This window comes from Microcoleus vaginatus HSN003 (genome assembly GCF_022701255.1).
GTDB classification, from domain to species: domain Bacteria; phylum Cyanobacteriota; class Cyanobacteriia; order Cyanobacteriales; family Microcoleaceae; genus Microcoleus; species Microcoleus vaginatus_B.
This window is the reverse complement of sequence record NZ_CP031705.1, coordinates 6,459,063-6,483,141: the sequence shown is the minus strand read 5'-3', so window position 1 is coordinate 6,483,141 and position 24,079 is coordinate 6,459,063. Positions and strand designations below refer to the sequence as shown.

Genomic DNA, 24,079 nt, shown 5'->3' with positions numbered 1-24,079 from the left:
CTTACCTGAAATCTGCTGTAATTCCGATGCTACCGGATTTGATATCAATCTGCGATTTTTTCACCCTATAGCCTGCACCCGTGTTTTCAAATCCGGCACTTCTAAATCAGGCTGGCCGCTGGCCGGAAGTGTGACCCCAAATCCTGTTTTCTCGTGTCTGCGATTTACCCAAATCTATCTCGCGCGACTTGACAGCAATTGTTGCAAGGCGGGCAATATCCCCCTTTCCCAATCTATCAGAGTACCGTAGCACTTAAAATCCACAACTTCAAATTGATTGAATTCCAGCATACTTCGCTCCTAGTTTAGGGTTGATATTCCGCAAAAATTTCAATTTTCCCGACAATGTTTTGATTGAATTGAGCCAATTCTTCTGCGGGAATCCAATATTCTTGGTGAATCGAACTGCCCACATTTTGAACCGGATATTTTTTTAAGAATTCAGCCGCAACCCGAAAGCGAGTGACATAGCCAAAATATCCCGATGCTGCATCTCTTGTATTCCAATCTCGCGCGATTTGTATGGCATAGGCTTTGTGAACTACGGGATAAAAAGTAGGCTGAAAGGATAAGCGTGGGGGAAATTCCAGAAAATCGCTTTCTTTAATCAGTTCCATTTCTTTTTTGCCTACGGCTCGGAACAGCGTGACTGTCTCTTGATCTGATATATTGATATTTTTAAACCACGCTTTCCAACCGTCCCAATTGTGAACTATTTTAGCCAATTCAGCGTAACCGGCGGCGCGGGGATGGGAAAGGTCATTTTCGGTAAGTTCTTTATGCCAAGTTTCCGAGTTTTGCAGCGGGGTGCAAACATCTAAATAAGGCACATTTAACTCGTTGCAAACTTGGGCAAACTGTTCGGATAAGTTGGCAATCCGCATTGTGCGATCGGCATCGATAACTGGCGGTGGCCCTACCATTAATACTGGAAATATATTTTGGGCTGACGTGAGAATAGAGCGCGCATTTTCAATTGATTTCTCAACTTCTATGCGAATTTTTTCGTTTTCTAGGTAAGTGTCGTTGACACCAAAGGAAAATACTATTCTGCCGTCGGTGTAGTGAGGTAAGCGGCTAGAAACTTCGTTGAACCAACGAGTTTCTATATCGGCACTGGTTTCTCCCCTTATTCCTAAATTGTAGTAGGTAATATCGTATCCTTGTCCGCAAGCAGCCGCGCAAATCCGTCCTGTCCAACCGAGACATTTGGGATCGCAAGTACCGTTTACAAAAGAATCGCCGATAAAACAAATACGCATATTATGTGGGGGGATTGGGAATTGGGAATGGGTGAGTGTTGACTGTTGACTGTTGACTGTTGACTGTTGACTGTTGACTGTTGACTGTTGACTATTAACTACTAACTACTAACAACAGTCAACTGCCAACAAACTTTAATTCTTGCCGATGACTGACAATCCCTCTACAATTACAGACGGTGTGTGGCAAGAACCATTCCACTCAGAGTCTCCTCCCAATTCTACTAATTGTTTGAGGACACTATAGACGTTGCCAGCTACCATTGTGTCTTTGATTCTGCCGACTATTTGACCTTTTTTGACTCGGTAGCCGAGATCCACGTTAATTGAAAAATCGCCGGAAATTCCGGCACTGCCGCCGAGCATTTGATCGACTACAATTCCGTCGTCTAATTGAGCGATTAAATCGATTAGCGAAAGCGAACCTGGTTTAATTAAAACATTGAATAAACTCGGCGTCGGATAGCTGCCTAAACCGGGGCGAAATCCGTTGCCGGTGGTGCCACTGCCCAAGGCTCGACCGGTGGTGCGATCGGTATAAAATAGCTGCAACACTCCGCTGTTGATAAAGACGATCGCCCGAGTGGGAGTACCTTCGTCGTCAAAGGGACAGCTATAGGGCCCGATATCCGGCTGCTGCGAGAGAGTGACAAGGGGCGATGTCACTTGTTGGCCTAATCGATCGTTCCAAGGCGAAGCGCCTTCGAGTACCTGTTTGCCGTTCAACGCCGCACAGACAGTCCCCCACAGCAAGTCGGCTGCTTTGGCTGTAAATAGCACCGGCACGCGGCCCGTGGCGGGAGCAACATTATCTTTCGCCCATTCTAAACGCTGCAAAACCCGCTTGGCGCTGGTGTTTAAGTCGAGGGTGCCGCGTTCGGTTTCGCCTTCCCAAATGTTGAGGAAATCTTCTCCCCGCACTAATTCTGCTGATAAGTAACCGCTGAGGGTGGTGTCGGTGTGACTGGAATCCAAGCCCCTGGTGTTCACCAAGCGGGTGCTCTCGATTTCGCAGTCGAGTTCGGCGGTGCAGAGGCTTTCGGGATAGGCTTCGCGGACGATCGCGATCGCCTCTTTGCCCCAGTTTACTAGCTGTTCGGCCGACACTGACACTCCGCGATCGGGATAAACAACTTTCTCACCGGTGCCGAGTTCGATGGTTTCCGGTTCGTTGAGTTGCGAAAGCGCGATCGCCCTGTCCACCAAAATTTGCAGTTCCACTGGCCCGTAGGCCACCGCCAAACCCGGCCGCCCATCCCGCCACAGCCGCAGTGCAATGCCTTCTGCTTGGGCCGTTTCTAGCTGTTTGAGGCGGTTTGCTTCAAAAAAGACCGGCCGTGAGAGCGATTGCGATTCCAATACCTCAGCAGCTTCTGCACCTGCTTTGGTGGCTAGTTCTAACAGTTGTTCTGCTGATTGCTGATTGGTCATTGTTCTCGGTGGTTGGTAATGGGCGATCGGTAATACCATTTTCGATTTTCGATTTTCGATCTTCGATTTTCGATTAAAGAATTGGCAAGGACTTACTGGATATGGGTTTGGAACACGGGCCTACATTTAGATGCTTTGGGGAAACTGGTGGAATGCGCGATCACAAGATTGTACGCATTTGTGATTGTTTGCATCTTGCCAACCGCTTAGCGTCGATTTTAGCTTTTAGATTTTAGGTTTTAGATTTACTCCACAGATGAATCGGGGAACTTGAACTAGAATCTAAAATTTTGATATCTCCACCACAGGAGTACGTGGGACGGTATCTGTTTTTGGCTGTGGTCAGAAACCGACTTTTTTGCTGCGGTTCAGATCTAAAAGCCGAGATTTTCCTGAAAAAACCCGGTTGCTTAAATCTGAGGGAGAATGCTGCCCGATATCAGTTATTGCCAAGCGATCAACTAAATATTTAGTTCGTGCAGCAGCCAGAATCCTGCAAAAGATTCCGATTCGGGATTCGACTGAATTGCTAAGAAATGTACTTGTTTTGCTTGTTTTTTCGCGGCTTCAAATCCTTTCGCTTCTCTCTCAGTTGCTGCGTCTCTGAGATTAGCTAAAATCCAGCGATCGTTAGCTCCGGTATCTAATACCAGCCTAGCGGGTGGGCCGCTCTCAAATTTCAGAAAGGCCAACTCCAAACCCGACATCCAACCTGCCAGGGCTGTTGCTCTCGACGAGTAGATAATGAGTCCCGGAATTTGCGTTTCTGGGGCCAGGCCTGTCATCGGTAGCCCGAAAGCTTCGCCAAATCCGATATCCCACTCGGACATTTCATCAAAAGCTGCGATCGGCAAACTCACAAACGACCATTTTTCGCCGATTAAAGCATCCGGCAGCGCCACAGGCGTTTCGGGTATAAATTGAACGCTCGGGTTCACAACCGCTTGATAGCCCGGTTCCCCGGGATAAACGTCTTGCATCCGTTCTTCCAGCCACAGGCTGAGGGCGAGGGTGCGGCGGCTGCAGGCGGCGGGAATGTCCAAGTCCTCGCAGGCTTTGGTAATCATGTTCGCCATTTGGCGACGGAAAAAGCGAATTTTTTCAGGTCGTTTCGGTGCTGCGGCGATCGCCTCTTTAATTGCACCCGCCAGCCACAGGGAATTCACGGTAGAACTGGAGCAGAATTGCGAGTAGCGAAACAGAGATTCGGCTTTGTCGCCTACATTCAGCGGGCTTTCACAGATCAACACTTCCCATTTTTTTTTCTCTCGCTCGTCTAGGATTGGACGGCTGTAAAAGTCGAGTTCCCAAGTAGTAGCCATGCCGCGCTGTTAAAAATTAATCCTTTCTCATGTTACCGGACAGCGGGCAAGTTTCTGATTCTGACAATATAAGGCTGATTTTCAATCGCGGGCGATCGGATTAACCCAACTAATTATGCCTGTGTCAACTCTGGGGCGATCGCACTTTCCCAAAGATTGCGGCTTTCCCTTGCAGCTTCTCATGTAATTTTCGGCAGCAGTGTACAGCCGGAGGCATTAGCAATTCCTCGGAGAACAATCCCGCAGCAATCTCAACCCGCGATCGTTTGTTAAACTTGTGCAAGCCAGGGAAAACCAACAGTGTAGCTTGATTCCATGAGACAAATCCTTCTCGAAAAGATTGTTTCTACCTTACAACCTTTAGATTTTGTTCTCGCTTTGTGGCAAGGAGGTTCAGCAGCCCACGGGTACACCGACGAGTGGTCAGACCTCGATATTGCGGTTGTGGTTGAAGATAACTGCGTGGAAGAAACCTTTGAGATTGTTGAAAAAGCCCTCGCAGAAATTGCCGAAATCGAACTCAAATATCGAGTTCCCGAACCCGCTTGGCACGGTCAATCGCAGTGCTTCTGGCGGGTCAAAGAAACCCCACCGTTTTTGCTAATTGATTTTGCCGTTTTTCGGCGCAGCAGCCGCAACGATTTTCTGGAAATAGAGAGACACGGACAAGTCCCGATCGCCTTTGATAAAGCTAATCTAATTGTACCGCCTCCTTTGGATAAAAACCAGCATTTATCCCAAATGCAAACCCGATTCAACGAAATTAAAATCCGTTTCGATTTGCTGCAACCTCTGGTAAAAAAAGAGATTTATCGTGAACATTTAGTAGATGCGATCGGCAACTATCACAACTGGACGCTTCTACCATTAGTCGAACTGCTGGGCATGATTTACCGTCCGCACAGATACGACTTTGAACTAAAATATTTTACCCGAGATTTTCCGCCCGAAATAGTCGAGCGCCTCGCACCACTTTTCTGCATTGCCAACCTTGAAGATTTGGCGGCAAAACAGCAAATAGCAGAAGCTTTTTTTGCAGAAACTTTACCGATTGCAGAAGCTAATTTTTACTGTGATAACACCCTAACACTACCGCAATAGGCTCAAGGCTTCGTACCGAAAGCGATTAATATAGTAGCATCAACCTTAAAGAGTAACATCCCATGACTAAACTCAGCGTTAACATCAACAGAATCGCCCTCCTCAGAAACTCTCGAAACATCGGCATTCCCAGCGTTACGGAAGCCGCAAAAACAGTAATTGCTGCCGGAGCTCATGGCGTTACAGTCCATCCCCGCCCGGACGAAAGGCACATCAAAGCTGCCGATGTTTACGAATTAGCCAAAATGTTAACGGTTGAGTTCAACATCGAAGGAAATCCGTTTCAGCCGCCCTTTATGGATATAGTTTGCGACGTAAAACCGGCTCAGTGTACCTTAGTCCCGGACGCTCCAGACGTGCTAACATCGGATAGCGGTTGGAATATTCCGGAAAATCGCGCTCGGCTCTTACCAATCATTGAAAAATTAAAAGACAACGGCATCAGAGTCAGCTTGTTTATGGACGCAGATGCTGCTCTCATGCCGCTAGCAAAAGAAGTTGGAGCACACAGAGTGGAACTGTACACGGAACCCTACGCGACTGCTTTTCGCGAAGGTAGAGTAGAATTTGTTTTTCAACAATATGTCTTAGCAGCTCAAGCCGCTCAATCAGTAGGTTTAGGAGTCAATGCCGGACATGATTTAAATTTGCAAAACTTAGCTAAATTTTGCTCGATTCCTGATATACTAGAAGTATCGATCGGTCATGCTTTAATTACGGAAGCGCTAGAAATGGGCTTGTCCAAAACAGTAGAAGCTTACCTAAAAATTTTGGCAGATTCGTAATACAAATTAACCTCCGGTGTAGGGCAGATTTGGCAGTGATAAACTCGTTTGTATCAGAGAGTCTGACTAAATCTGCCCTACAAAAATACAGGCTCACAACTTACGAAAACGATGGTTGGACGCGCTACAAATATGGTAAGGTGCGGTTTGCAGCGTCCTACATAATTAGACGATCGCCAAAAACGAAATGAGAAGGAGTCGGAAGACCGAATTCAGAATTCAGAATACCCCATGCTTGAAGTCAGGGGTAACGGTCACGGCAAGAATTGTTTGTACTCCACGATTAAAATCGGGGGCTTTAAACCTCGATTCTCTATCCTGTCGCACAGAATCCATAATGAATTATGGCTTTTGAATTCTGAATTCTGCTTCGGTAACACTACGGGCTGTCACCCAGTGGGGGTACGAGCCGTTTTCTAGTAGCAAGGAAGAGCCAGAATCCAAAATACTGCATTTTTTGGGTGGGAGCATTTTTTAAGCCAGCTCCTCGGAAACAGCTTTAATTTTCCTCGACCCAATGAATAATATTCTCTGATGATATTATGCGTAGGTAGTATCATTGAAATGTCCCGACAAACTGAGGCTACTACTTAGCTCCCGCACTGCCAATTTGCTACCAGCAGTTTTGTGCAAGTACGGGATATTTACGTGTATCCTATATGCTGCTGTAGCCTCTGTGCGATCGCCAGATTTAATCCGGTGAAAACAGGCAAACACAAGTAACCATATACAACTCCTTACCCCCCCTCGGAAGTGCGACATGAAAAAACTAATTTTACTGACTGGAATGCTACTCATGATGACGGCAAAATCAGTATTTGCCAGCCCAGTAGCCCCCAAAATTGCACCGAGCGAGCTGATGGCTGCTTCGGAAATTACAGAAACCCTTAACAAACCCGTTACCTCTGGATCAGTTTCAAACCTCGAACCGATTAAGCGAATGTCAACCTCGGAAATCCGAGAAACCATCAACCAACCAACCACCTATATTTTTGAAGGCGTCAAAGGGCGGGAACTGACTCTCTCCCTGTGGGCGGGACAACTGACAGCCGAACTGTACAGTCCCAATGGTGAAAATATGGGGGTTATTGAAAAAGCAGACAATCAGTGGATTGGCCAGTTGCCAGAGTCAGGCATCTATCGCGTGCGAGTTACCCCGAAAGGTGAAACCACCAGCTTCGTACTCGGACGCGACTTTAACGCCAAGTGGACTTATAGGCCCGATCGCGCAATTCCCAAAGCATTCAAGGAAAAACCAGCCACAGTCAAACTCAAAATGTCCGGCTACCAAATCCAGCCCATCACGGTTCAAGGCAAGCAGGGACAGACAATGAGGGTGACAGCTAGCAACAAAAATCTAGATCTGGCGATCGAATCTCCGTCGGGACAACTTCTGGATCAAGGCGAAGGTCAAACTTTTGCTCAACTCCCCGAGTCCGGCACCTACCGGGTAATCGTAGTTGCCAAGAGGCCGGTCAAGCCCTCAATCCGAGTTTCTGTGCAATAGCAAAGATGGCAGAAATACTGTCGGGCGATCGAATTTGCGCCACCCAAAAAAACAGCTCGCCTAATTGGCGAGCTGTTTTTTGCGTAACATCAACCTTGGATCAGCGCTTCAAAACGTTCTTGTTTCCAAATGCAGCTTAAATCCGAGTCAGCTAAAGCTAGCTCTCGGTATAAATTAGGGATCAACTCCACAGCCCGCTGCAAATTGTCAAGGGCCAAATCAGCAAATCCCAATAACGCATAACAGCAAGCTTTATTGTAAAAAGCGTTAGCAAAATCAGGATTGATTTCTAAAACTGTTTCGTAGCAAGCAATCGCCTCAGAGTAGCAGCCTTTTCGCGCCAATTCAACACCCCGGTTGTACCAAATCAAATAGTCTTCAAAGGGACGCTCAGATGTGGGAGTAAACTTGGCGTTTTTCTGATTTAAACCTATTAATTTCTCCAAAGCAACTCTCCGTTCACCGACAGCTTCGGATCTGCCCGGTTGTAGAGCGATCGATCGGCTAAAACTAGCCACTGCTTGTTTATAAAGTCCCATAGAGTTTGCAGCTATACCGCGATTGTACCAAGCCTTCGCGTCGTCAGGGTTAAACTCGATCGCCCGCTCAAAACTGTTGAGCGCCTGATAGTAAAGCTTGAGTTCCAACAGAGCATTACCTCGGTTGTACCACGCCCAAGCAGCCTCCGGGTGGAAATTTAAAGAGCGATCAAAACTCAGAACCGCCTTCTCGTAAAGTCCCATATCGATCAGCGTCAGTCCCCGGTTGTGCCAAATACTCGCCGCGCACGGACTGAACTCCAGAGCCCGGTCAAAACTATTGAGAGCCTCCAACCACTGGCCCAACTTTCCTAAAGCAATAGCCCGGTTGTGCCAGCCAAAGCTCGCATTCGGCTCCACCGCCAAGGCTTCATCAAAACTCTTCAGCGCCTCTAAGTGCCGTTCTAATTTCCCTAGAGCCATACCTCGGCCGAACCAAGCCTTATAATGATCTGATTGCAACTTCAAAGCTCTGTTAAAGTTCGCCAGAGCACCATGATCATCGTTAGCTTCGAGGTGGCGCGAACCCAGGTGGTAGTACCAAGCCGCTTCCAAGTTTTGAATTAAGTTCATAATATTTCGTATCTATCTTAAGGATGATTCTACCTGAAATCCTCCTAGGAGTAAAACGGTAATTCCACTAAAAATCGGAAACTTTTGATACAGGGCGATCGCCGGTACAAACTGCCACTAACAACCTCAACAATTAGCCGTTGATACTAACTATTTTTCTCTCAAAAAATGTTTTTTAGCTAACCGCACTCATCGCTTATTGAAGCTGCTGCGAATCTCAAATCAGCCTGAATCACGCCACTATTAGCGCATCCCAAATTAGGCTTGCAGTCACACAAAGAGTGCTAGAGCGCCCAAAGTCCAACTGCAAATCTCATAGTGCTAATAGATCCAACTTCTACTTGCCTAATTCAAGCAATCACAACCGCTGTTTTAGCATTCTCACTCAACATCAACTGGCCTGTTCCATCAATACTAAAATCTTTCCCCAGCACAAAACCCTTGCCCATCAACCGTTGGCAAACAACCAGCGCAGTAATTCGGCGAATTTCTTCCATCACGTCAGCAGGAATCAAATAACTCAAACTCCAGATCACGGACTCGCAGTCAGACCAAATCAAACGCTCCATACTGACAATCATCAAAGCAGCTAAACTGTCAACCGACAGCCGCCCTCTGAGATCCGCAATCAAATCTTTACCAATTAAACTATTGCGACTCATCATCGCTATAGCCATTTTCCCAATTTCTTGTTCGAGTTCTAAATGATTCATGCTTGGCACTGGCTTTTATGTTTTTAAAGCACTACTAAGAGTAAAAACAGTAGACGCTACCAGGCTCTGCCATAGCGTAGCTGACGCAGGCTCTACCGCAACTCTTTTTAACAAAGTATACCTAAAGAAAGAGCCAAAATGTATCTAAAGACAGATACCAAAATATTATTTTATTGAAATTAATTGACCAACCAATTCCCACCAGAGTTTTTACCAGCCCATCGAGTATTTGTACTCAGTCGCGATCGGAGTAAAGTCAATCGATTGGAGAATTGGAGAAAGCGACCTCACTGATGAATTCAGAGGAGTTGTACCCGGGCTGCTTTCCCTCGAAGATTGGTAAATTCGCTACATAATAAGGAAGTAGTTACCTCAGAGAGAAAAAAACAATGGCTGCAAACCAGGCAGACATAGATATTGCCCCCTTGATCGACTACGGCCTGATCGACCCCACCGCTACGCCAGAGCAAGTAGAAAACTGTTGCCAACAAGCAGAGAGATTTGGCTTTGTCACAGTTTGCGTGTATCCCGCCTACGTCAGACAAGCAGTTGAGCTGCTGCACGGCAAACGTCCCAAAGTCTGTACAGTTATAGGTTTTCCCACCGGTGCTTCGACTTCAACGGTGAAAGTTTACGAGGCTCTAGAAGCTGCTGATAATGGAGCCGTAGAGTTAGATGTCTCCGTTAACTTAGGATTGTTGAAAGCCGGAAAAATCGACGAATTCCACCGGGAATTAGCCCAAATTTGCGAAGAAACTAATCTCACCATCAAAGCAATTATCGAAAGTTCGCTCCTTTCCGATGCCGAAAAACAATTAGCGGCTGAGATTTGTATGGAAGCTGGTGTGGCTTATATCAAAACCAACACAGGCTTTTTTGGCCCGGCGAAAGTTGACGATGTGCGACTGCTGAAGGAAGTTACGAAGGGACGCATTGGGATTAAAGCGGCCGGAGGAATTCGTACTCACGAACAAGCTCTAGATTTGGTAGTAGCTGGGGCAACTCGTTTGGGGACTTCTCGCGGCCCGGAATTACTCCGCCAGCGAGATAATTTAGATAAAAGTCATTAGTCATTAGTCAGTAGTCATTAGTCATTAGTTATTAGCAATGGCTAATGGGGAATTGGTGCGCCCTTACGCACCCTACAACTAAAATTTCTGCCTGCTGGACTGTTTTTGCTACTGTCTAGTAACAATACTTTGGACAGTTTTTGATTGCCAACAGTAGAATGACTGTTCCAGGTCGATCGATCAACGAGGAAAATGAAACTGTCCGAAGTAATGTAGTAAATCTAAAATCTAAAATCTAAAATCGAGTGACTCGAACTTACAAAGCAACTGGAATCAATCTCAAGAGTGCACCCATCGCCGAATCCGATCGAGTGCTGACAATTTTGACGCGGGAATTCGGCTTAATTCGAGCCGTAGCACCGGGTGTTCGCAAACAGCGATCGACCATTGGCGGTAGAAGCGAATTATTTGTGGTCAACGAATTGCTAATTGCCAAAGGCCGATCGCTCGATAAAATTACCCAAGCCGACACCATACAATCCCATCCGGGTTTGAGCCGCAACCTCGGGAAACTCGCAGCCGCCCAATATCTGGCCGAATTGGCGATCGCCACCGCCCTTTCCGACGAGCCCCAAGAAGAACTCTTTTGGTTGTTGGGCGAACATTTGAGCCGTTTGGAGCGTTTGTCCGATCGCACAGAAATCCAATCCGCCGCCGTGCTGGTCGCCCACCTCAGCCACGGCATTTTTCACCTGCTAGCCTTAGCAGGCGTCGCGCCCCAAGTCCAAGTCTGCTGCGCCACCAGACGCCCCCTGAACCCAAATTTCACCGATCCGAACTGGCAAACCGGGTTTAGTATACCCTCTGGGGGAACCTTCACCTTGTCCGAGCTAGCTAACCTAGAGGCAGAACTCTCTTCACAAACCGGTAGCTTGTACAAATCCCCCTCCCGTTCCCGCCAAATGAATAGCAGCAAACACTTGACAAATTTCGAGATTAATGCTAAGGAATTAGCAGCGCTGCAACAGTTGGCTAGTCCAGAACTAGGAGAGGGGATTGCCGATCGAACAACTTGGGTATCAGTAGAAAATATTTTGCGACAATATGCCCAGTATCATTTAGGTTGCACGATTCGCTCTGGAAGCTCGATCGACACCTACTTAGAGAGTTTTGAGTTTTAAATTTTGAGTGTTGAGTTAAATAGGTGAACGAACGATCGTACATCGCACCCCCAGCCTGGGGGATACCCGAACCAGCCGACCACTTCAGGTAAATTCTCAAGGTTGTTGCGACATCAGATAATAGATAGAGATAAAGTTACGAGATTATTAATAAACTTAGGGGTTAACACCTCAATTTTAAATTTCCATCCCCCCAACCTCCACCATCCCAGGCCATCCACCCCAAATCCTATGATGCGACTGTCCGATTCTGATTTGAGACTATCTGTCTTAGCTGTGACCCACCACAAGATGGAAGAACGAGAAAATTTTCCCGATTTTCGCTCCGAGCCCATCTTAGCCGATCGACAATGGAGCAACGTCCAACGCCCAGAAATGGATAAATATCCCACAACTCCCGAAACAGAGTCAAGCAACGGCAAAAGCCAACAACCCGAAGCAATCCCCCCGGTTCCCACACCAGAGCCAGCAGCAGAACTCTCCGAAGCAGTAGCCGAAACTCCCGAAAAAGAAACGGGATTTCTGCCAGTGCTCAAAAACCCAAATTTTCTAGCACTGTGGAGCGGGCAAGTTTTTTCCCAACTAGCAGATAAAGTTTATCTCGTACTGACGATCGCCCTCGTGGCCAGCCGCTTTCAAGCGCCAGATCAAACCATCAGCAGGTGGGTATCGGCAATCATGATCGCCTTTACCATTCCCGCAGTGCTGTTCGGGGCAGCCGCGGGCGTGTATGTCGATCGCTGGTCGAAAAAAGCAGTGCTCGTAGCCACAAACCTGCTGCGGGGAGCCTTCGTTTTAACATTGCCCGTACTGCTGTGGCTCTCTGATGGGTGGGAACTCGGTCAACTGCCACTCGGATTCTGCTTGCTGCTGCTAGTAACATTCCTAGTCTCGACCCTAACTCAATTTTTCGCTCCAGCAGAACAGTCAGTGATTCCTCTAATTGTGGAACGCCGCCACCTGCTATCGGCAAACTCCCTCTACACCACAACCATGATGGGTTCGGTGATTATTGGCTTTGCAGTCGGAGAACCCTTACTAGCTTTAGCCGACACCCTATTTTCCAACCTCGGCGGCGGACTCGGCATCGGCAAAGAATTAGTAGTAGGCGGAAGTTACGCCTTCGCCGGAGTGCTGTTGCTGTCGATGAAAACAGGCGAAAAAAACGATGCCGAACACGAAGCGCCACACCCCTTAGCAGATTTGCAAGACGGCCTGCGTTACATCAACGATCAACCGAAAGTCCGCAATGCTTTAATTCAACTAATTATTCTATTTTCCATTTTTGCAGCCTTGGCAGTTCTAGCGGTGCGGCTGGCAGAAATCCTCCCCGGTATGAAAGCCTCGCAATTTGGCTTTTTGCTGGCTGCGGTGGGCGTCGGAATGGCTGGTGGGGCGGCGACAGTCGGCTATCTCGGCCATAAATTGTCTCACTCCCAACTGAGTTTAATCGGATCGATCGGCATGGCACTTGCTCTGATGGGCCTTTCTGCATTTACACACCATTTGTGGCTCTCGGTGCTGTTCATTACCCTGTTGGGTTTATTTGCCTCATTGGTGGGAGTGCCGATGCAGACTACAATTCAAGCAGAAACCCCAGAAGAAATGCGCGGAAAAGTCTTCGGGCTGCAAAACAATGCCACTAATATCGCTTTGAGTTTACCGTTGGCTTTGGCCGGGGTAGCAGAAACTTTTCTGGGTTTGCCGACAGTATTTTTGGGTTTAGCAGGATTAGCGATCGCGGGCGGTGTCTTAACCTGGTATATTTCCCGTAGCACTAATAGCAAAGTCGATCGAATCTAAAAAATAACAAACTCTGATTTACTGGAATGCACATCGCTTGGTTAGGAAAAAAATCACCTTTTTGCGGTAACGTCACTTACTCCAGGGAAGTCACCAACGCACTATTAGACCGGGGATACCAGGTCAGTTTCCTGCACTTTGCCCAAGAAGCGGGCCCACTGGATAGGAATAATACGGCGTGGAGTATGGCAACTGGTTCATGGGGCAAGGGAATTGCTCAAACCTCATATACCACTTCGCTCTCGCCCGCGAGTTGCAACGAAGTCTCTTTACCCTGTCACTACAAATCGCAAATTTATACGATTCCGACTCTCAAGTCCCGCACAGTGCTGATGAAATCTCTGCGGCGGCTGAAACCCGATGTGGTTCACGCTTCCCTGACGCTTTCGCCTCTGGACTTTCTGCTGCCAGAAATTTGCCAAGAATTGAATTTGCCTCTGGTGGCGACTTTTCACCCGCCGTTCGATCGCAAATTGCGGAATTTGACATCAGGCACCCAACACCTGATGTATCAACTGTACGCTCCGTTTTTGGCGAACTACGACTCGACGATCGTATTTTCTTACATTCAGCGGGATATTTTGGTGCGCTTGGGAGTGCCGGAAGAACGGGTGGCAGTGATTCCCAACGGCGTGGATGCTGTTAAATATTCGCCCGGGCCTTCGGGGTTGAAGTCGGAATTAAAAGCCGATCGACTTTTTGTTTACCAAGGCCGCATTGCCCCGGAAAAGAATGTTGAGGCTTTGCTAAAGGCCTGGAAACAGTGCAATTTTGGCCCTGGGAACGTATTGGCGATCGTAGGCGATGGGCCCCTAGCCGCCTCGCTGCAATTGTCTTACGGCGAAGAGGAGGGCATTGTGTGGCTCGGATTTGTCGCCGAGGAGGAACGCCGGATCGAAATTCTCCGGGGTGCAGACGTATTTATTTTGCCTTCTTTGGTGGAGGGACTGTCGCTGTCGCTGCTGGAAGCGATGGCCTGCGGTTTAGCTTGTTTGGCAACCGATGCCGGTGCTGACGGCGAGGCCTTGGAGGAAGGCGCGGGGATAGTTTTGAATACTCAGCGGGTACGGAGTCAGTTGCAAACCTTGCTGCCGCTGTTTTGCGACCATCCTGAGTTGGGAATGCTGCTTGGTCAAAAAGCACGCCAACGGGCGATCGAGCGGTACACTCTCAGTCAGAATATTACTGAGTTGGAAAAGCTGTACTCAGAGGTTTTGCAAAAGCAGCGCGTACCAATTCGCGGTTTAGCATGATTCAGCAGGAAGAAGGAACTCCTAACCAGTTGAAATTAATCCGTGTATCCGTGTCAAAATTCGTGTCGTGCCTTCCTTCTTCCTTTGCAAATGACTTACCGAAATCCTGCTCCTACAGTTGATATTATCATCGAATTAGCCGATCGCCCCCATCGCCCAATCATACTCATCGAACGCCGCAATATTCCCTACGGCTGGGCAATTCCCGGCGGCTTTGTTGATTACGGGGAATCGGTAGAAACGGCGGCAAAACGCGAAGCTTTAGAAGAAACGAGCTTGAATGTAGAATTAATCGAGCAATTTTACGTTTATTCTGACCCCAATCGCGACGCCCGCCAACACACTATTAGTATTGTATTTTTGGCTTCTGCAACGGGCGAACCTCAAGCCGCCGACGATGCTAAAAATTTACAATTTTTTGAACCTTGGCAGATTCCTCGTGAATTGTGTTTCGATCACGATCGCATTTTGCGCGATTATTGGCGTTACCGTCATTATGGATTGCGGCCCCGTTTGTAGGAGGGGAGTTTTTATTTCGTTCATCTCACATATTGCACCAATGTCACGAACAGGCAAGATGCCTGTTCCACAAAAAAAACTCAATGTTCTTGTGGAACGGGCTTCTAGCCCGTTAAGCGAGAATGTTGCAGCATCTGAATTCATTAAACTAAATTCTATGCCAATTTTGACAATATTAGGCGGAGGTGCTTGGGGTTCTGCCTTGGCAAATCTGGGAGGCAAAAAAGGCGATCGAGTTAATTTGTGGTCGCGCAGCAGTTCTTTTAATCTAGAATCAGTTATAACAGGGGCGGATGTTGTTGTTTCCGCAGTTTCGATGAAAGGAGTTGGAGCAACAGTCGATCGACTTTTGGCTTTAGAGTTAAGTCCCAGTACAATTATAGTTACTGTCACCAAAGGTTTAGACCCTGCGAGTACGCGAACTCCGTCTCAAATTTGGCAAAATGCTTTTCCTAACAATTCAATAGTCGTACTTTCCGGCCCCAATCTTTCCGAGGAAATTCAGCAGGGATTGCCGGCTGCAACGGTAGCGGCGAGTTCGGATTTAGCAGCGGCAAAACAAGTGCAAAATATTTACAGTTCCGATATTTTTCGGGTTTATGTGAATGAAGACCCGCTGGGGACTGAGTTAGGGGGAACTTTGAAGAATGTATTTGCGATCGCCGCTGGTGTTTGCGACGGTTTACAATTAGGAACTAATGCTAAATCTGCTTTGCTGACTCGCGCTTTGCCGGAAATGATTCGGGTGGGAGTTCGTTTGGGAGCTCGCGCCGAAACTTTTTACGGTTTGTCTGGTTTGGGAGATTTGCTCGCTACTTGCAACAGTCCTTTATCACGCAATTATCGGGTTGGTTTCGGATTGGCTGAAGGCAAATCTTTAGAACAAATTTTGCAGGAATTGCAGAGCACTGCTGAGGGTGTTAATACTACTAACGTGTTGATTGATTTGGCTAATCAACGCGGCATTGAAGTCCCTGTTTCTCGTCAAGTTTATCGCTTATTAAATAGTGAAATTACTCCAGAACAAGCTGTTTTATCGCTGATGGAACGAGCTTTGAAACCGGAGATTTTATAACCTGTGCCACTAAATAGGTAAGGACTTAAGCAAAGCCTAAGTCCCTACCCGTAGCTGAAGTTTCAAGAAGTGGTGTCACCAGTTGCTAGTTATGAATTAAGAGTTGTAAGCGACATTGGTTGAGCGGTCAGATTGATGTTTAGCTCGCTCGGTAGAGAAAGAGTTTAAGGAATTGAAGATGAGTTGTGAATCCAAAACTCTTTAACTCATAGCTGCTACTTAACTCATAACTCCTAACTCATAACTTGTAGAGCGAGTTGCACCAGCTTTACATCTTGCCTTGTTGCATTACCTGTTGAAGGTGCTGCCGAATTTCCTGCGCGTGCTCCATGTCAGCTTGCTGCAATTTTTGAAACAGGTCAGCACAAGGCTGAGAACCCATTTCCTGAGCATCTTTCATGTAAGTTTCGTAGGCTTTCAAAGCTTCAGACTTGTTTTGCAAAACTGTTAACAAATCATACTCGAGGTTGCTCATGACTGTACTACCGTTAGTATTCATACACTGACCTTCTGCTAGGATTTGTCCCAAGTTTGACCGATTTGGGGATGACTGTTCATCTGTCTAAAAGGGTAGATAATTTTTACTTTCCGCCGTAATAAAACGCAACTTCTTTATCTTTCAGTGGTGCGAAGTCAGCAGCAACGAGCATTTTATCGAGCTCGTTTTGAGGCAGATGTTTGACACCGATTCGGACAATGCGCGATCGCATTGTGTTTGACACGCCACTGCGCTGTCTGTCGGCTTCTAATCCCATCACTTGCTTGTAGAGGTCTAATTTTGCTTGGGGAATCGGAGTACCGTCAAAGTCGATTCCAGAAGCGATCGCCACATCGATCGCATCTGCACCAGTTGTAGATTGAGCCGCTGAGTTTGTTTCTGAAGACATTGTGCAAATTAAATAAAAAGGACGATCGTCATAAAAAGTAGTTTAGTCCTAAAACGGCCAAAGTTGAGCACCAAACTCTAGCACAGCGGAAAGTATAGCAGGAGTCAGGAGTCAGGAGTCAGGAGTCAGGAGTCAGGATGCTTAACTATTAAGGGTGGAAGAAATCATTAATGTCTTAACGGCCGAGAAGGTTGCTATAGCGTAAACTCGTGAAACAGGCTAAACATATTCGATTAAGCACAGTTTGGCATAAGGGCGAGATCATTGAGCATTTCTTCAAACAACGGATTGCCAAAACTCATCAATTGCAGTGAAGCATTTTCCTCAAAGATATCCGGGTAAAATGTGATATAATAACCGCGACTTTTATAGTTAAGCTGCCAAGTGCGATTTTCGGCTCGATCGAAGATAGCGCCAATCTGCTTTAAACTCAAAGAATTGACAAACAAATTTTCGATGGTTTCAGGAAACAGAGAAGTCGGCGGCAAAGGTTGACGGATTTCTTGCAAGTCTGATTCTACATCCATCGCTACCATTTCATCGAGGGCAAGGCGCAAAGGCGGGGCGTCTAAAATGCGATCGAACTCTCCCAACAAAACGCCCTCTTCTTCGGGATCTGCACTCATCACAGCCTTTTCGATGAAAGTGGGAACTGTTGCGAGAATCGGTTGCAAATTGCCGACTACGGTTTGAAAAGCATCGATGCGATCGCGCAATTTCTTGTAAACCTTCGCCTCTACCGTTCCGTCATAGTAAAAATTGTGTATTCTGACGGTATCATAAATCTGTCCGATGCGATCGAGTCTGCCGATTCGCTGTTCCACCCGCATCGGATTCCAAGGCATATCATAGTTGATTAAAACGCCGCAAGTTTGCAAATTTAGTCCTTCCGATGCGGATTCAGTACAAAGTAAAATTTTGATGATTCCTTGTCGGAATTGGGTTTTGATTTGTTCTTTCGGAAAAGTTCGCCATTGACCATTTTGATACAATTCTCCCCCGCGCCCGGAATAGCAAGCAATCTGAGCACCATATAATTGTTGTAAAGCAGTTCTGAGATAATCCATTGTGTCGGTGTACTGCGTGAAGACGATCGCACTTTCGCGCTGGATTAGTTCTTGACGCAAAATTGTGATAAAATGCGAAAGCTTGCTATCTTCGCCTGTATTCTCGAACTGATACAGTAAATCTTCTAAATATTTAATCTCTTCAGGATCGGCGGGTTCAAAATAAGATTCCATCCCTTCCAAAATCACATCATCCGCCTCATCTAAATCCTGAAAGTCATCTTCAGTAATGCTAATTCCTTCGAGGCGACGCTGTAAGGATTCGCGGATGGCATAAAACGAACTTGTCAGGCGTTTGCGGTAAAGAGTCATCAAAAAACCTAACGCTTTGCGGTTGTCTTTTTGCGCTAGATTGTAAAAGTGGCGCACGTAATTGCTGACGGCGAGATAAAGCGGCACTTCCCGGTTATTTTCTAAAGTAATCGCATTATCTCTGACGGCGCGGTGGGGAATATCGCGATCCAACAATCCCCGCTGATAGTATTGGCGCAAGGTGTCGCGGGTGTGGCGAAACATCAAATCTTTGAGGGGAGTATTCACTGTCAAATATTGGCGGGAAGCGGCGATAAAATCCGTGTCTTCAGCAACTTGTTTTGGGTTGACTCGCTGGTTTTTTTCCCAGACATCGCGCAACTTATAATATAGTAGCCGATCGCCCTTCTGTAAATATTCCTGCAATCGCAAACAGGGCGAACCCCCTTGCTGGAAGTAATCCACAGACATCTGCTGCCAAAAATTTAAGGTTTGGCGATCGGGTTTGTCGGACAATGTGCTAAAATAATTGCAGAAATTCTCACCATAAGACCAATGTCCCCGCAGTCCGAGAAGGTGCAATAAATCGAAAACTTCGATCGCGTCAATCTGCATCGGCGTGGCGGATAATAATAAGAGCGATCGACTTTTTTCTCGCAACTGCTGCATTAACTGTAGCAAGCGGTTCGGAGTTTCCTTGCGGTTTTGCGGGCTTTGGCGGCGGGCGTGATGCGCTTCATCCAGAATCACCAAATCCCACGGTTTGGCGTCTAGGAGTTCTGTGGTACGATCGCTCCGACGGACTAAATGAGATGATGCTAAAATCAGATTTTGGGAATTCCAAATATTTTCTTCGCCTGACTGACTTTTCTCCCCATACGGATTCTTTAATTCACCTTTGTTGTAACTCCAAAAGTGCAAATTGAATTTTTCGCGCAACTCTTCGTGCCATTGCGGCTGAATGCTGGCGGGTGCTAAAATTAACACACGTTTGACTTTTTTACTGACAAGCAAGTAACGCAGAATCAACCCAGTTTCGATAGTTTTCCCCAATCCAACCTCATCCGCAATTAAGAAACTTTTCGGGAAATTTGCCGCCACTCTACGCAATATCTTAATCTGATGTGGCCAAGGTGCGATCGGAATAGATTTCAAACAATAATCGAGACAACTTGGCGAAGCGTACAAATTGAGAAGCGGTTCAAATTTAGCATAATCTTGAGATAACTCAAAATCCCCAACTACTCCTCCTAAATCCCGACTCCTAACATCCGTTACATCCGCTACATCCGTTACAAAATCCGTTGCCGAACCTTCCTCATCCGTTACATCCGTTACAAAATCCGTTGCCGAACCTTCCTCCCGATTCCACACAGGTTTACTGCTAGGCGCATAGCTGAGCAACTTATTTTTCACCGCTTCCGGCACTTCAAAAACGCGCACATTCGGCGATAAATTGTTCCACAACTGTTCAAACCGAAAAATCTCTTCAAAAACTCGTTCCGCATCTCTGCCGCCTTCCCAAGCACAATAAACGTGGAAAGATTCAACGTTACTTTCCCAACCGCTGAGAGATTCGTTATTGGAACCGCTAAAAGCTAATTGTGCGCCCTTGCTGTCGGTAAAAATGCCGACTTTTTCATGAAAAATATGCTGCCGATCGAGTAAACTTTCAGTATCTACTGGTAAGCCATTAGATTTGAGGGGAACGGCAATTTTAATATCGAGATAACTGTTTTGAATCAGCCAACTGAGGATTTCAAAATGTTTGAGTTGGGCGAAGGTTTTGGGCGGCTGTAAATCGGTATCGAGGCGGATAGTAACTGCATCTCGCAGGGCGTAACCTTGTTGGATGGCTTGCAAATCTTGCGGGCTGAATTGACAGCCCATGATTAAGCGCATCCGCCCTTGATTGTGCAGCATCGCGCCCAATCCCTGCGCTACTTTACTGAGGATGGCGCTGTTGAAAAAGCCGGATTTACGATCGTACTGTAGAGCACATTCTAGCGCGGGAATGTAGAAATCGGCGATCGGGTTATTTTCGTTGCTAGAATAGCTAATCCGCCAGGGATAATTTTGTAAATTCATGTTATGGGTTATTGGTTATTGGTTGTTTGTTATTGGTTATTTGTTATAACCCTTTATAACACGGCAACGGAGGATACGGCAGTGCCGTTTCCCTACTTCAAAACAATCATTGATCCAGGGCAGCAGAGGACACGGCAGTGCCGTTTCCCTACCGCAAAACAATCAATATTCCTGGATTATAAACGTAACAATTGCCCGATTAATTGTATGGAAACGGCACTGCCGTGTCCTCAAAAAAACCTGACCACCCGCGCGTAAATCCCTTAAAACAAACTCAACTGCCCTTCAAACGGAATATCCATCTGTTGATAAACAACCTTCGCCTTAATCTCATCCATCGCCAACCACAAATCCAACAAAGCCTTCTCCTCCGGGATGCGTTTCTTCTCATCCCCAATCCGGGGAATAACTTTCAGCGCCACCTCTATCGCCCGCATGAAATTATCGTGATCCGTCAAAGCGGTTTTTTTCATAAACTCGCGCACGATTTGAATATCTCCATCCTCTTGATACAAAGCGATAATCGCGTGCAATCCATCCACTAAATATGTCATCGAAAAATCTTGCGGATTGGCCGAAAAAGCTGATTTTTTCAGCCGCTGTTTTGGTGTCAAAAATTTGCAAGTGCCGCTAACCGAGTCAATCAGTTTGTATTTTTTTGCTAAATCAACGACATCGAAACCGCCGACGGCGAGGGCGAGTTGTCGCGCTTCATCGAAGGGGAACTCGACAGCGCCAAAGGCATCCCACGCGAGGAAATACCATTGAGTCAGGGCGTCAAATCCGGCGGTATCGGTTTGTGCAAGTTTGCGGAATCGGTAGTTTGCAATCGCTTTTCTGGCTTCAGCAAAAGCAACTTCCGGGCGCACTTCTTCGCCGCTGCTGTTGAGGATGGGATAGGAACGGCTGAACACATTTAAAGCCGGGCCAAAGGCGCTTAAATAAAGGTCGATTCCTTTGATGTCGTTGGCTTCAAATTCCGGGGCGCGAAGTTCTACGAGGTTGGCGACTTCCGGGCGCAAATCGTCCCACCAAGCTTGGGCGGCGTTAGGATCACGTTTGCGACAGACGAGGAGCACTGTACTGGAAACCGAGTTTTTCTGGGCTTGGTGCAAGTTTTGCGGGCTTTCGGTACTGACAGCCCAAGATGCGGTAATCTCGAAACCGGCATCGATGAGAGATTTTGTGAGCACGTCCCACGCCCCCGATTCTTTGTGGTTGAATTGGACTGTCATCACGCCGTCATCGCGCAAAACTCGGTAATATTCGCTAAAAGCTAGCGCCATTTTTGCTTCGTAGTCTTGTTTGGCGAGTTCGTCGGGGGATGTGCCCATGTTGCGGAAGCGCGACGGATTGGCCACCGCTTCTCTGTCTCTATCGCAAATTTCATTAACAAATAGTTCGGGAAAAATATCGCCTAAAGTTCGTTTTTGGAAGACATAAAAAAAGTCTGCTAAATCTGCATAAGGAACGGTTCCATAATAAGGCGGATCGGTGACAATAGCATCGACGCATTTGTCGGGAATGTGGTAGAGGCTATCGGCGGATGCGGCATTAATTTGGATGCTTTTCGGGTCGTATTGTTCGATACCGGGTAAGCCTGTTGAGTGGGGTTTTGTGCCGAATAAAGTACAAAGTGGTGTATAGTCTCTAGCACTTTCTTCTTGACAAGCACTCCAGAGTTCTGTAGCCCCATTTACTTCTGGATAATTCCACATTAAATTTAATGAGTGTTGTGTAGAAGCTTTTTGAATACAAGCTCTAGCCGCGTTATAAATAACTAGCCTACAATTTGCATCAGCACATCTATCTAATACTAAAGCTAAATAAGTTGCAATCGCCTCTAGTTTCTCCAATTCGTACTCAGCCTTGAGCAGCGCCTTAGCTTCGTTGATAATTTCTATATAAGTAACAAGTGTTAGCAACTGACGAGGATTAAATAGTTGAAACCATTGCTGACAATAGTTAAGAATTTGACCGTGATCGTTAATAATATGTTCAATGGGGATGAAATTTTTTATTTGCAACTCATAGTAATTGTTCTTTAAATACTCTTGGCTTAACTCCCATCCTTTTAAATCCAATGTTTCGGGAATTCTAAATTCTAAACTTCCTTTCCCTTTTTTATAAGCGACTGCATACAATTGATGATCTAAAAGTCCAGATTGAGCTTGAGCCTTGATAATTTCATCTTCAATCACACTACTACAATTCGGACATTTACCAACACCTCGACTTAGAGTAACTGTATCACTCGGATCGTACTCCCCCGCATCCGTTTTAATCGTCGATTCCTTGCCTTTCTTCCCCTTCACCAACTCAAAATCAACCCGCTTCTGTTTCAAGTTAGGAATCGGTTTCACCGCACACCACTTGTGTAAATTTCGCTGTTCCGGGCGCTTGTACAACCACCAATTCGGACTCAAAGGCACAACCGACTGACAACTCGGACAAACCACCGTATGCGCCCACAAATAATTCTGCACAGTTTCCCCCGGTAAAGAAGGGAAAAACTCAGCTAATCTTTTCTCAGCTTCATCCCCCACCCATTTCACCCATTTATCAATATCCTCCTGCAAATCCGGGCCAAACTTCAGCGGATATTCCATAGCCGCCTTCATCGTCACCACCGCCACGGGATTGAGATCCGACGCCAACACATTCAACCCGTACCGCGCCGCCTCAAACGGAATGCTTCCCCCACCCGCAAACGCATCTAAAATCGTCGGCGTGCGATTCCCCCACACCTTCTCGCAATAGTCGTGAACCTTTTTAATTCGCACCGAAGACGGGGGAGTTTTGTAGAGTTTAATTTCCTTCCCCGGTTCCAATCCCAGCAAATATTCAAACTCTTCTAAAGAGATATCTGCGGGTAAAATCGACCCCAACACCGAAGCGCGAGAAAACGATAATGGTTTGCGCGAATACCAGCGATGCAATCCTTTAAAGGGATTGCCGCCGTGTTCGTAATAAACCTGCTGGTTTAGCAGATTCACCGGCATGATTTTCTCGATGAAGAGTTGGGGGCGCATGATTTTGTTGGTTGGTGGTTGTTGGTTATTTGTTATTGGTTATTTGTTATGTGCCACAATTCTAGATCCCCCTAACTAAATCCCCCTTAAGAAGGGGGACTTTGAACGCTTCCAGTCCCCCCCTTCTTAAGGGGGGCTAGGGGGGATCTCCGGGTTGTTGCTTCTAGCCCGCCTCTAAAGGGATTGCAAACTGCAATTTGCATTGGTATTATCCCAAAAACTTCTCGCTCAATCTTCAAATACCTCCGTCTTTTCAATGATAAACCATTCGTGGTACAATACTGCTAAGAAAAACTCTTGTCCTTTTGGGCGATCGCACACAGCCATATATCCCGATACAAACATATCATCGTCAAAAGTTGTATCCTTAAGAAACAGAGTCAGCGAGTTACCATCCGCACTCCAAATTGTCCGCAAAATCGTGATATTTTGGTGACGAGATGCTTCAACTGGCAATAACACCCACCGCCCCTCAATTTCGATAAATTCCGGTTCGCCGTATCTAAACTCAGACTCCCATGTCTCCGGCCCTTCATGCTTCTCAATAATTCGATCCCACCGCACTGTTTTAATCTTGGCTAAAGTTTCGTTTGACAAATCAGCTATTTGCATACACATTCCTCGCGCAATTGTCACATTTGGCTCTAGATCCCCCCTAGCCCCCTTAAGAAGGGGGGAA

Annotated in this window: 19 protein-coding genes; 9 read left to right on the top strand and 10 right to left on the bottom strand. The window is 46.7% G+C overall.

What is annotated here, in order from left to right; translation table 11 throughout:
• Positions 1-305: 305 nt before the first annotated feature.
• The 3 genes from D0A37_RS27695 to D0A37_RS27685 all read right to left on the bottom strand — a co-directional run bounded on the left by D0A37_RS27695 (position 306) and on the right by D0A37_RS27685 (position 4,015).
• Entirely contained in the window at positions 306-1,262 is a 957-nt protein-coding gene (locus tag D0A37_RS27695) for a GDSL-type esterase/lipase family protein (RefSeq protein WP_242719439.1), read from the bottom strand.
• Positions 1,263-1,397: 135 nt separating this feature from the next.
• A complete protein-coding gene (locus tag D0A37_RS27690; protein WP_242719437.1) occupies positions 1,398-2,693 on the bottom strand; it encodes a TldD/PmbA family protein in 1,296 nt (431 codons plus the stop codon).
• 461 nt (positions 2,694-3,154) lie between these two features.
• Entirely contained in the window at positions 3,155-4,015 is an 861-nt protein-coding gene (locus D0A37_RS27685) for a Tab2/Atab2 family RNA-binding protein (RefSeq protein WP_242719435.1), read from the bottom strand.
• A gap of 315 nt (positions 4,016-4,330) precedes the next feature.
• Between D0A37_RS27685 and D0A37_RS27680 the strand changes: the two genes are divergently transcribed.
• The 3 genes from D0A37_RS27680 (at position 4,331) to D0A37_RS27670 (ending at position 7,408) form a co-directional block, all read left to right on the top strand.
• On the top strand, positions 4,331-5,116 hold the full coding sequence (locus D0A37_RS27680) for a nucleotidyltransferase domain-containing protein (protein WP_242719433.1): 786 nt from the start codon (positions 4,331-4,333) through the stop codon (positions 5,114-5,116).
• A gap of 62 nt (positions 5,117-5,178) precedes the next feature.
• Positions 5,179-5,901, top strand: a complete 723-nt coding sequence (locus tag D0A37_RS27675; RefSeq protein WP_242719431.1) for a pyridoxine 5'-phosphate synthase — start codon at positions 5,179-5,181, stop codon at positions 5,899-5,901.
• 760 nt (positions 5,902-6,661) lie between these two features.
• Positions 6,662-7,408, top strand: a complete 747-nt coding sequence (locus tag D0A37_RS27670) for a hypothetical protein (protein WP_242719430.1) — start codon at positions 6,662-6,664, stop codon at positions 7,406-7,408.
• A gap of 89 nt (positions 7,409-7,497) precedes the next feature.
• On the opposite strand, the gene D0A37_RS27665 is transcribed toward D0A37_RS27670, so the two are convergent.
• Together D0A37_RS27665 and D0A37_RS27660 are read right to left on the bottom strand one after the other, a co-directional pair.
• Complete coding sequence (locus D0A37_RS27665) at positions 7,498-8,520, bottom strand: tetratricopeptide repeat protein (protein WP_242719429.1); 1,023 nt, start codon at positions 8,518-8,520, stop codon at positions 7,498-7,500.
• Positions 8,521-8,870: 350 nt separating this feature from the next.
• Complete coding sequence (locus D0A37_RS27660) at positions 8,871-9,233, bottom strand: hypothetical protein (protein ID WP_242725796.1); 363 nt, start codon at positions 9,231-9,233, stop codon at positions 8,871-8,873.
• A gap of 389 nt (positions 9,234-9,622) precedes the next feature.
• On the opposite strand from D0A37_RS27660, the gene deoC reads away from it, so the two are divergent.
• The 6 genes from deoC (at position 9,623) to D0A37_RS27630 (ending at position 16,074) form a co-directional block, all read left to right on the top strand.
• Positions 9,623-10,303 carry a deoxyribose-phosphate aldolase gene (gene deoC, locus D0A37_RS27655; RefSeq protein ID WP_242719428.1) on the top strand — a complete coding sequence of 227 codons (681 nt, stop codon included), beginning with the start codon at positions 9,623-9,625 and terminating at the stop codon, positions 10,301-10,303.
• Positions 10,304-10,548: 245 nt separating this feature from the next.
• Complete coding sequence (gene recO, locus D0A37_RS27650; protein WP_242719427.1) at positions 10,549-11,424, top strand: DNA repair protein RecO; 876 nt, start codon at positions 10,549-10,551, stop codon at positions 11,422-11,424.
• A 231-nt stretch (positions 11,425-11,655) separates the two neighbouring features.
• Positions 11,656-13,227 (top strand): MFS transporter, encoded by a 1,572-nt coding sequence (locus tag D0A37_RS27645; RefSeq protein ID WP_242719426.1) that lies wholly within the window; start codon positions 11,656-11,658, stop codon positions 13,225-13,227.
• Between the two features lie 26 nt (positions 13,228-13,253).
• A complete protein-coding gene (locus D0A37_RS27640; protein ID WP_242719425.1) occupies positions 13,254-14,480 on the top strand; it encodes a glycosyltransferase family 4 protein in 1,227 nt (408 codons plus the stop codon).
• 90 nt (positions 14,481-14,570) lie between these two features.
• Positions 14,571-14,999, top strand: a complete 429-nt coding sequence (locus D0A37_RS27635; protein WP_242719423.1) for an NUDIX domain-containing protein — start codon at positions 14,571-14,573, stop codon at positions 14,997-14,999.
• Positions 15,000-15,156: 157 nt separating this feature from the next.
• On the top strand, positions 15,157-16,074 hold the full coding sequence (locus tag D0A37_RS27630) for an NAD(P)H-dependent glycerol-3-phosphate dehydrogenase (RefSeq protein WP_242725793.1): 918 nt from the start codon (positions 15,157-15,159) through the stop codon (positions 16,072-16,074).
• 268 nt (positions 16,075-16,342) lie between these two features.
• On the opposite strand, the gene D0A37_RS27625 is transcribed toward D0A37_RS27630, so the two are convergent.
• The 5 genes from D0A37_RS27625 to D0A37_RS27605 all read right to left on the bottom strand — a co-directional run bounded on the left by D0A37_RS27625 (position 16,343) and on the right by D0A37_RS27605 (position 24,012).
• The gene (locus D0A37_RS27625; RefSeq protein WP_242719421.1) at positions 16,343-16,549 is read right to left on the bottom strand and encodes a hypothetical protein; all 207 of its coding nucleotides are present in this window, start codon (positions 16,547-16,549) and stop codon (positions 16,343-16,345) included.
• Positions 16,550-16,655: 106 nt separating this feature from the next.
• A complete protein-coding gene (locus D0A37_RS27620) occupies positions 16,656-16,961 on the bottom strand; it encodes a small RNA NsiR4-regulated ssr1528 family protein (RefSeq protein ID WP_242719419.1) in 306 nt (101 codons plus the stop codon).
• Positions 16,962-17,194: 233 nt separating this feature from the next.
• Positions 17,195-20,368: a helicase-related protein gene (locus tag D0A37_RS27615; protein WP_242719417.1), complete on the bottom strand. Its 3,174-nt coding sequence runs from the start codon at positions 20,366-20,368 to the stop codon at positions 17,195-17,197.
• Positions 20,369-20,631: 263 nt separating this feature from the next.
• Positions 20,632-23,400 (bottom strand): DUF1156 domain-containing protein, encoded by a 2,769-nt coding sequence (locus D0A37_RS27610; protein ID WP_242719415.1) that lies wholly within the window; start codon positions 23,398-23,400, stop codon positions 20,632-20,634.
• Between the two features lie 228 nt (positions 23,401-23,628).
• Positions 23,629-24,012: a hypothetical protein gene (locus D0A37_RS27605; RefSeq protein ID WP_242719413.1), complete on the bottom strand. Its 384-nt coding sequence runs from the start codon at positions 24,010-24,012 to the stop codon at positions 23,629-23,631.
• Positions 24,013-24,079 lie beyond the last annotated feature (67 nt).

Coding starts and splice junctions, on each gene's coding strand:
- D0A37_RS27610 (WP_242719415.1), bottom strand. CDS start 23,400: ATGCGCCCCCAACTCTTCATCGAGAAAATCATGCCGGTGAATCTGCTA.
- D0A37_RS27605 (WP_242719413.1), bottom strand. CDS start 24,012: ATGCAAATAGCTGATTTGTCAAACGAAACTTTAGCCAAGATTAAAACA.
- D0A37_RS27625 (WP_242719421.1), bottom strand. CDS start 16,549: ATGAGCAACCTCGAGTATGATTTGTTAACAGTTTTGCAAAACAAGTCT.
- D0A37_RS27695 (WP_242719439.1), bottom strand. CDS start 1,262: ATGCGTATTTGTTTTATCGGCGATTCTTTTGTAAACGGTACTTGCGAT.
- D0A37_RS27665 (WP_242719429.1), bottom strand. CDS start 8,520: ATGAACTTAATTCAAAACTTGGAAGCGGCTTGGTACTACCACCTGGGT.
- D0A37_RS27670 (WP_242719430.1), top strand. CDS start 6,662: ATGAAAAAACTAATTTTACTGACTGGAATGCTACTCATGATGACGGCA.
- D0A37_RS27645 (WP_242719426.1), top strand. CDS start 11,656: ATGATGCGACTGTCCGATTCTGATTTGAGACTATCTGTCTTAGCTGTG.
- D0A37_RS27685 (WP_242719435.1), bottom strand. CDS start 4,015: ATGGCTACTACTTGGGAACTCGACTTTTACAGCCGTCCAATCCTAGAC.
- D0A37_RS27630 (WP_242725793.1), top strand. CDS start 15,157: ATGCCAATTTTGACAATATTAGGCGGAGGTGCTTGGGGTTCTGCCTTG.
- deoC (WP_242719428.1), top strand. CDS start 9,623: ATGGCTGCAAACCAGGCAGACATAGATATTGCCCCCTTGATCGACTAC.
- D0A37_RS27680 (WP_242719433.1), top strand. CDS start 4,331: ATGAGACAAATCCTTCTCGAAAAGATTGTTTCTACCTTACAACCTTTA.
- D0A37_RS27635 (WP_242719423.1), top strand. CDS start 14,571: ATGACTTACCGAAATCCTGCTCCTACAGTTGATATTATCATCGAATTA.
- D0A37_RS27615 (WP_242719417.1), bottom strand. CDS start 20,368: ATGAATTTACAAAATTATCCCTGGCGGATTAGCTATTCTAGCAACGAA.
- D0A37_RS27660 (WP_242725796.1), bottom strand. CDS start 9,233: ATGAATCATTTAGAACTCGAACAAGAAATTGGGAAAATGGCTATAGCG.
- D0A37_RS27640 (WP_242719425.1), top strand. CDS start 13,254: ATGCACATCGCTTGGTTAGGAAAAAAATCACCTTTTTGCGGTAACGTC.
- D0A37_RS27620 (WP_242719419.1), bottom strand. CDS start 16,961: ATGTCTTCAGAAACAAACTCAGCGGCTCAATCTACAACTGGTGCAGAT.
- D0A37_RS27690 (WP_242719437.1), bottom strand. CDS start 2,693: ATGACCAATCAGCAATCAGCAGAACAACTGTTAGAACTAGCCACCAAA.
- D0A37_RS27675 (WP_242719431.1), top strand. CDS start 5,179: ATGACTAAACTCAGCGTTAACATCAACAGAATCGCCCTCCTCAGAAAC.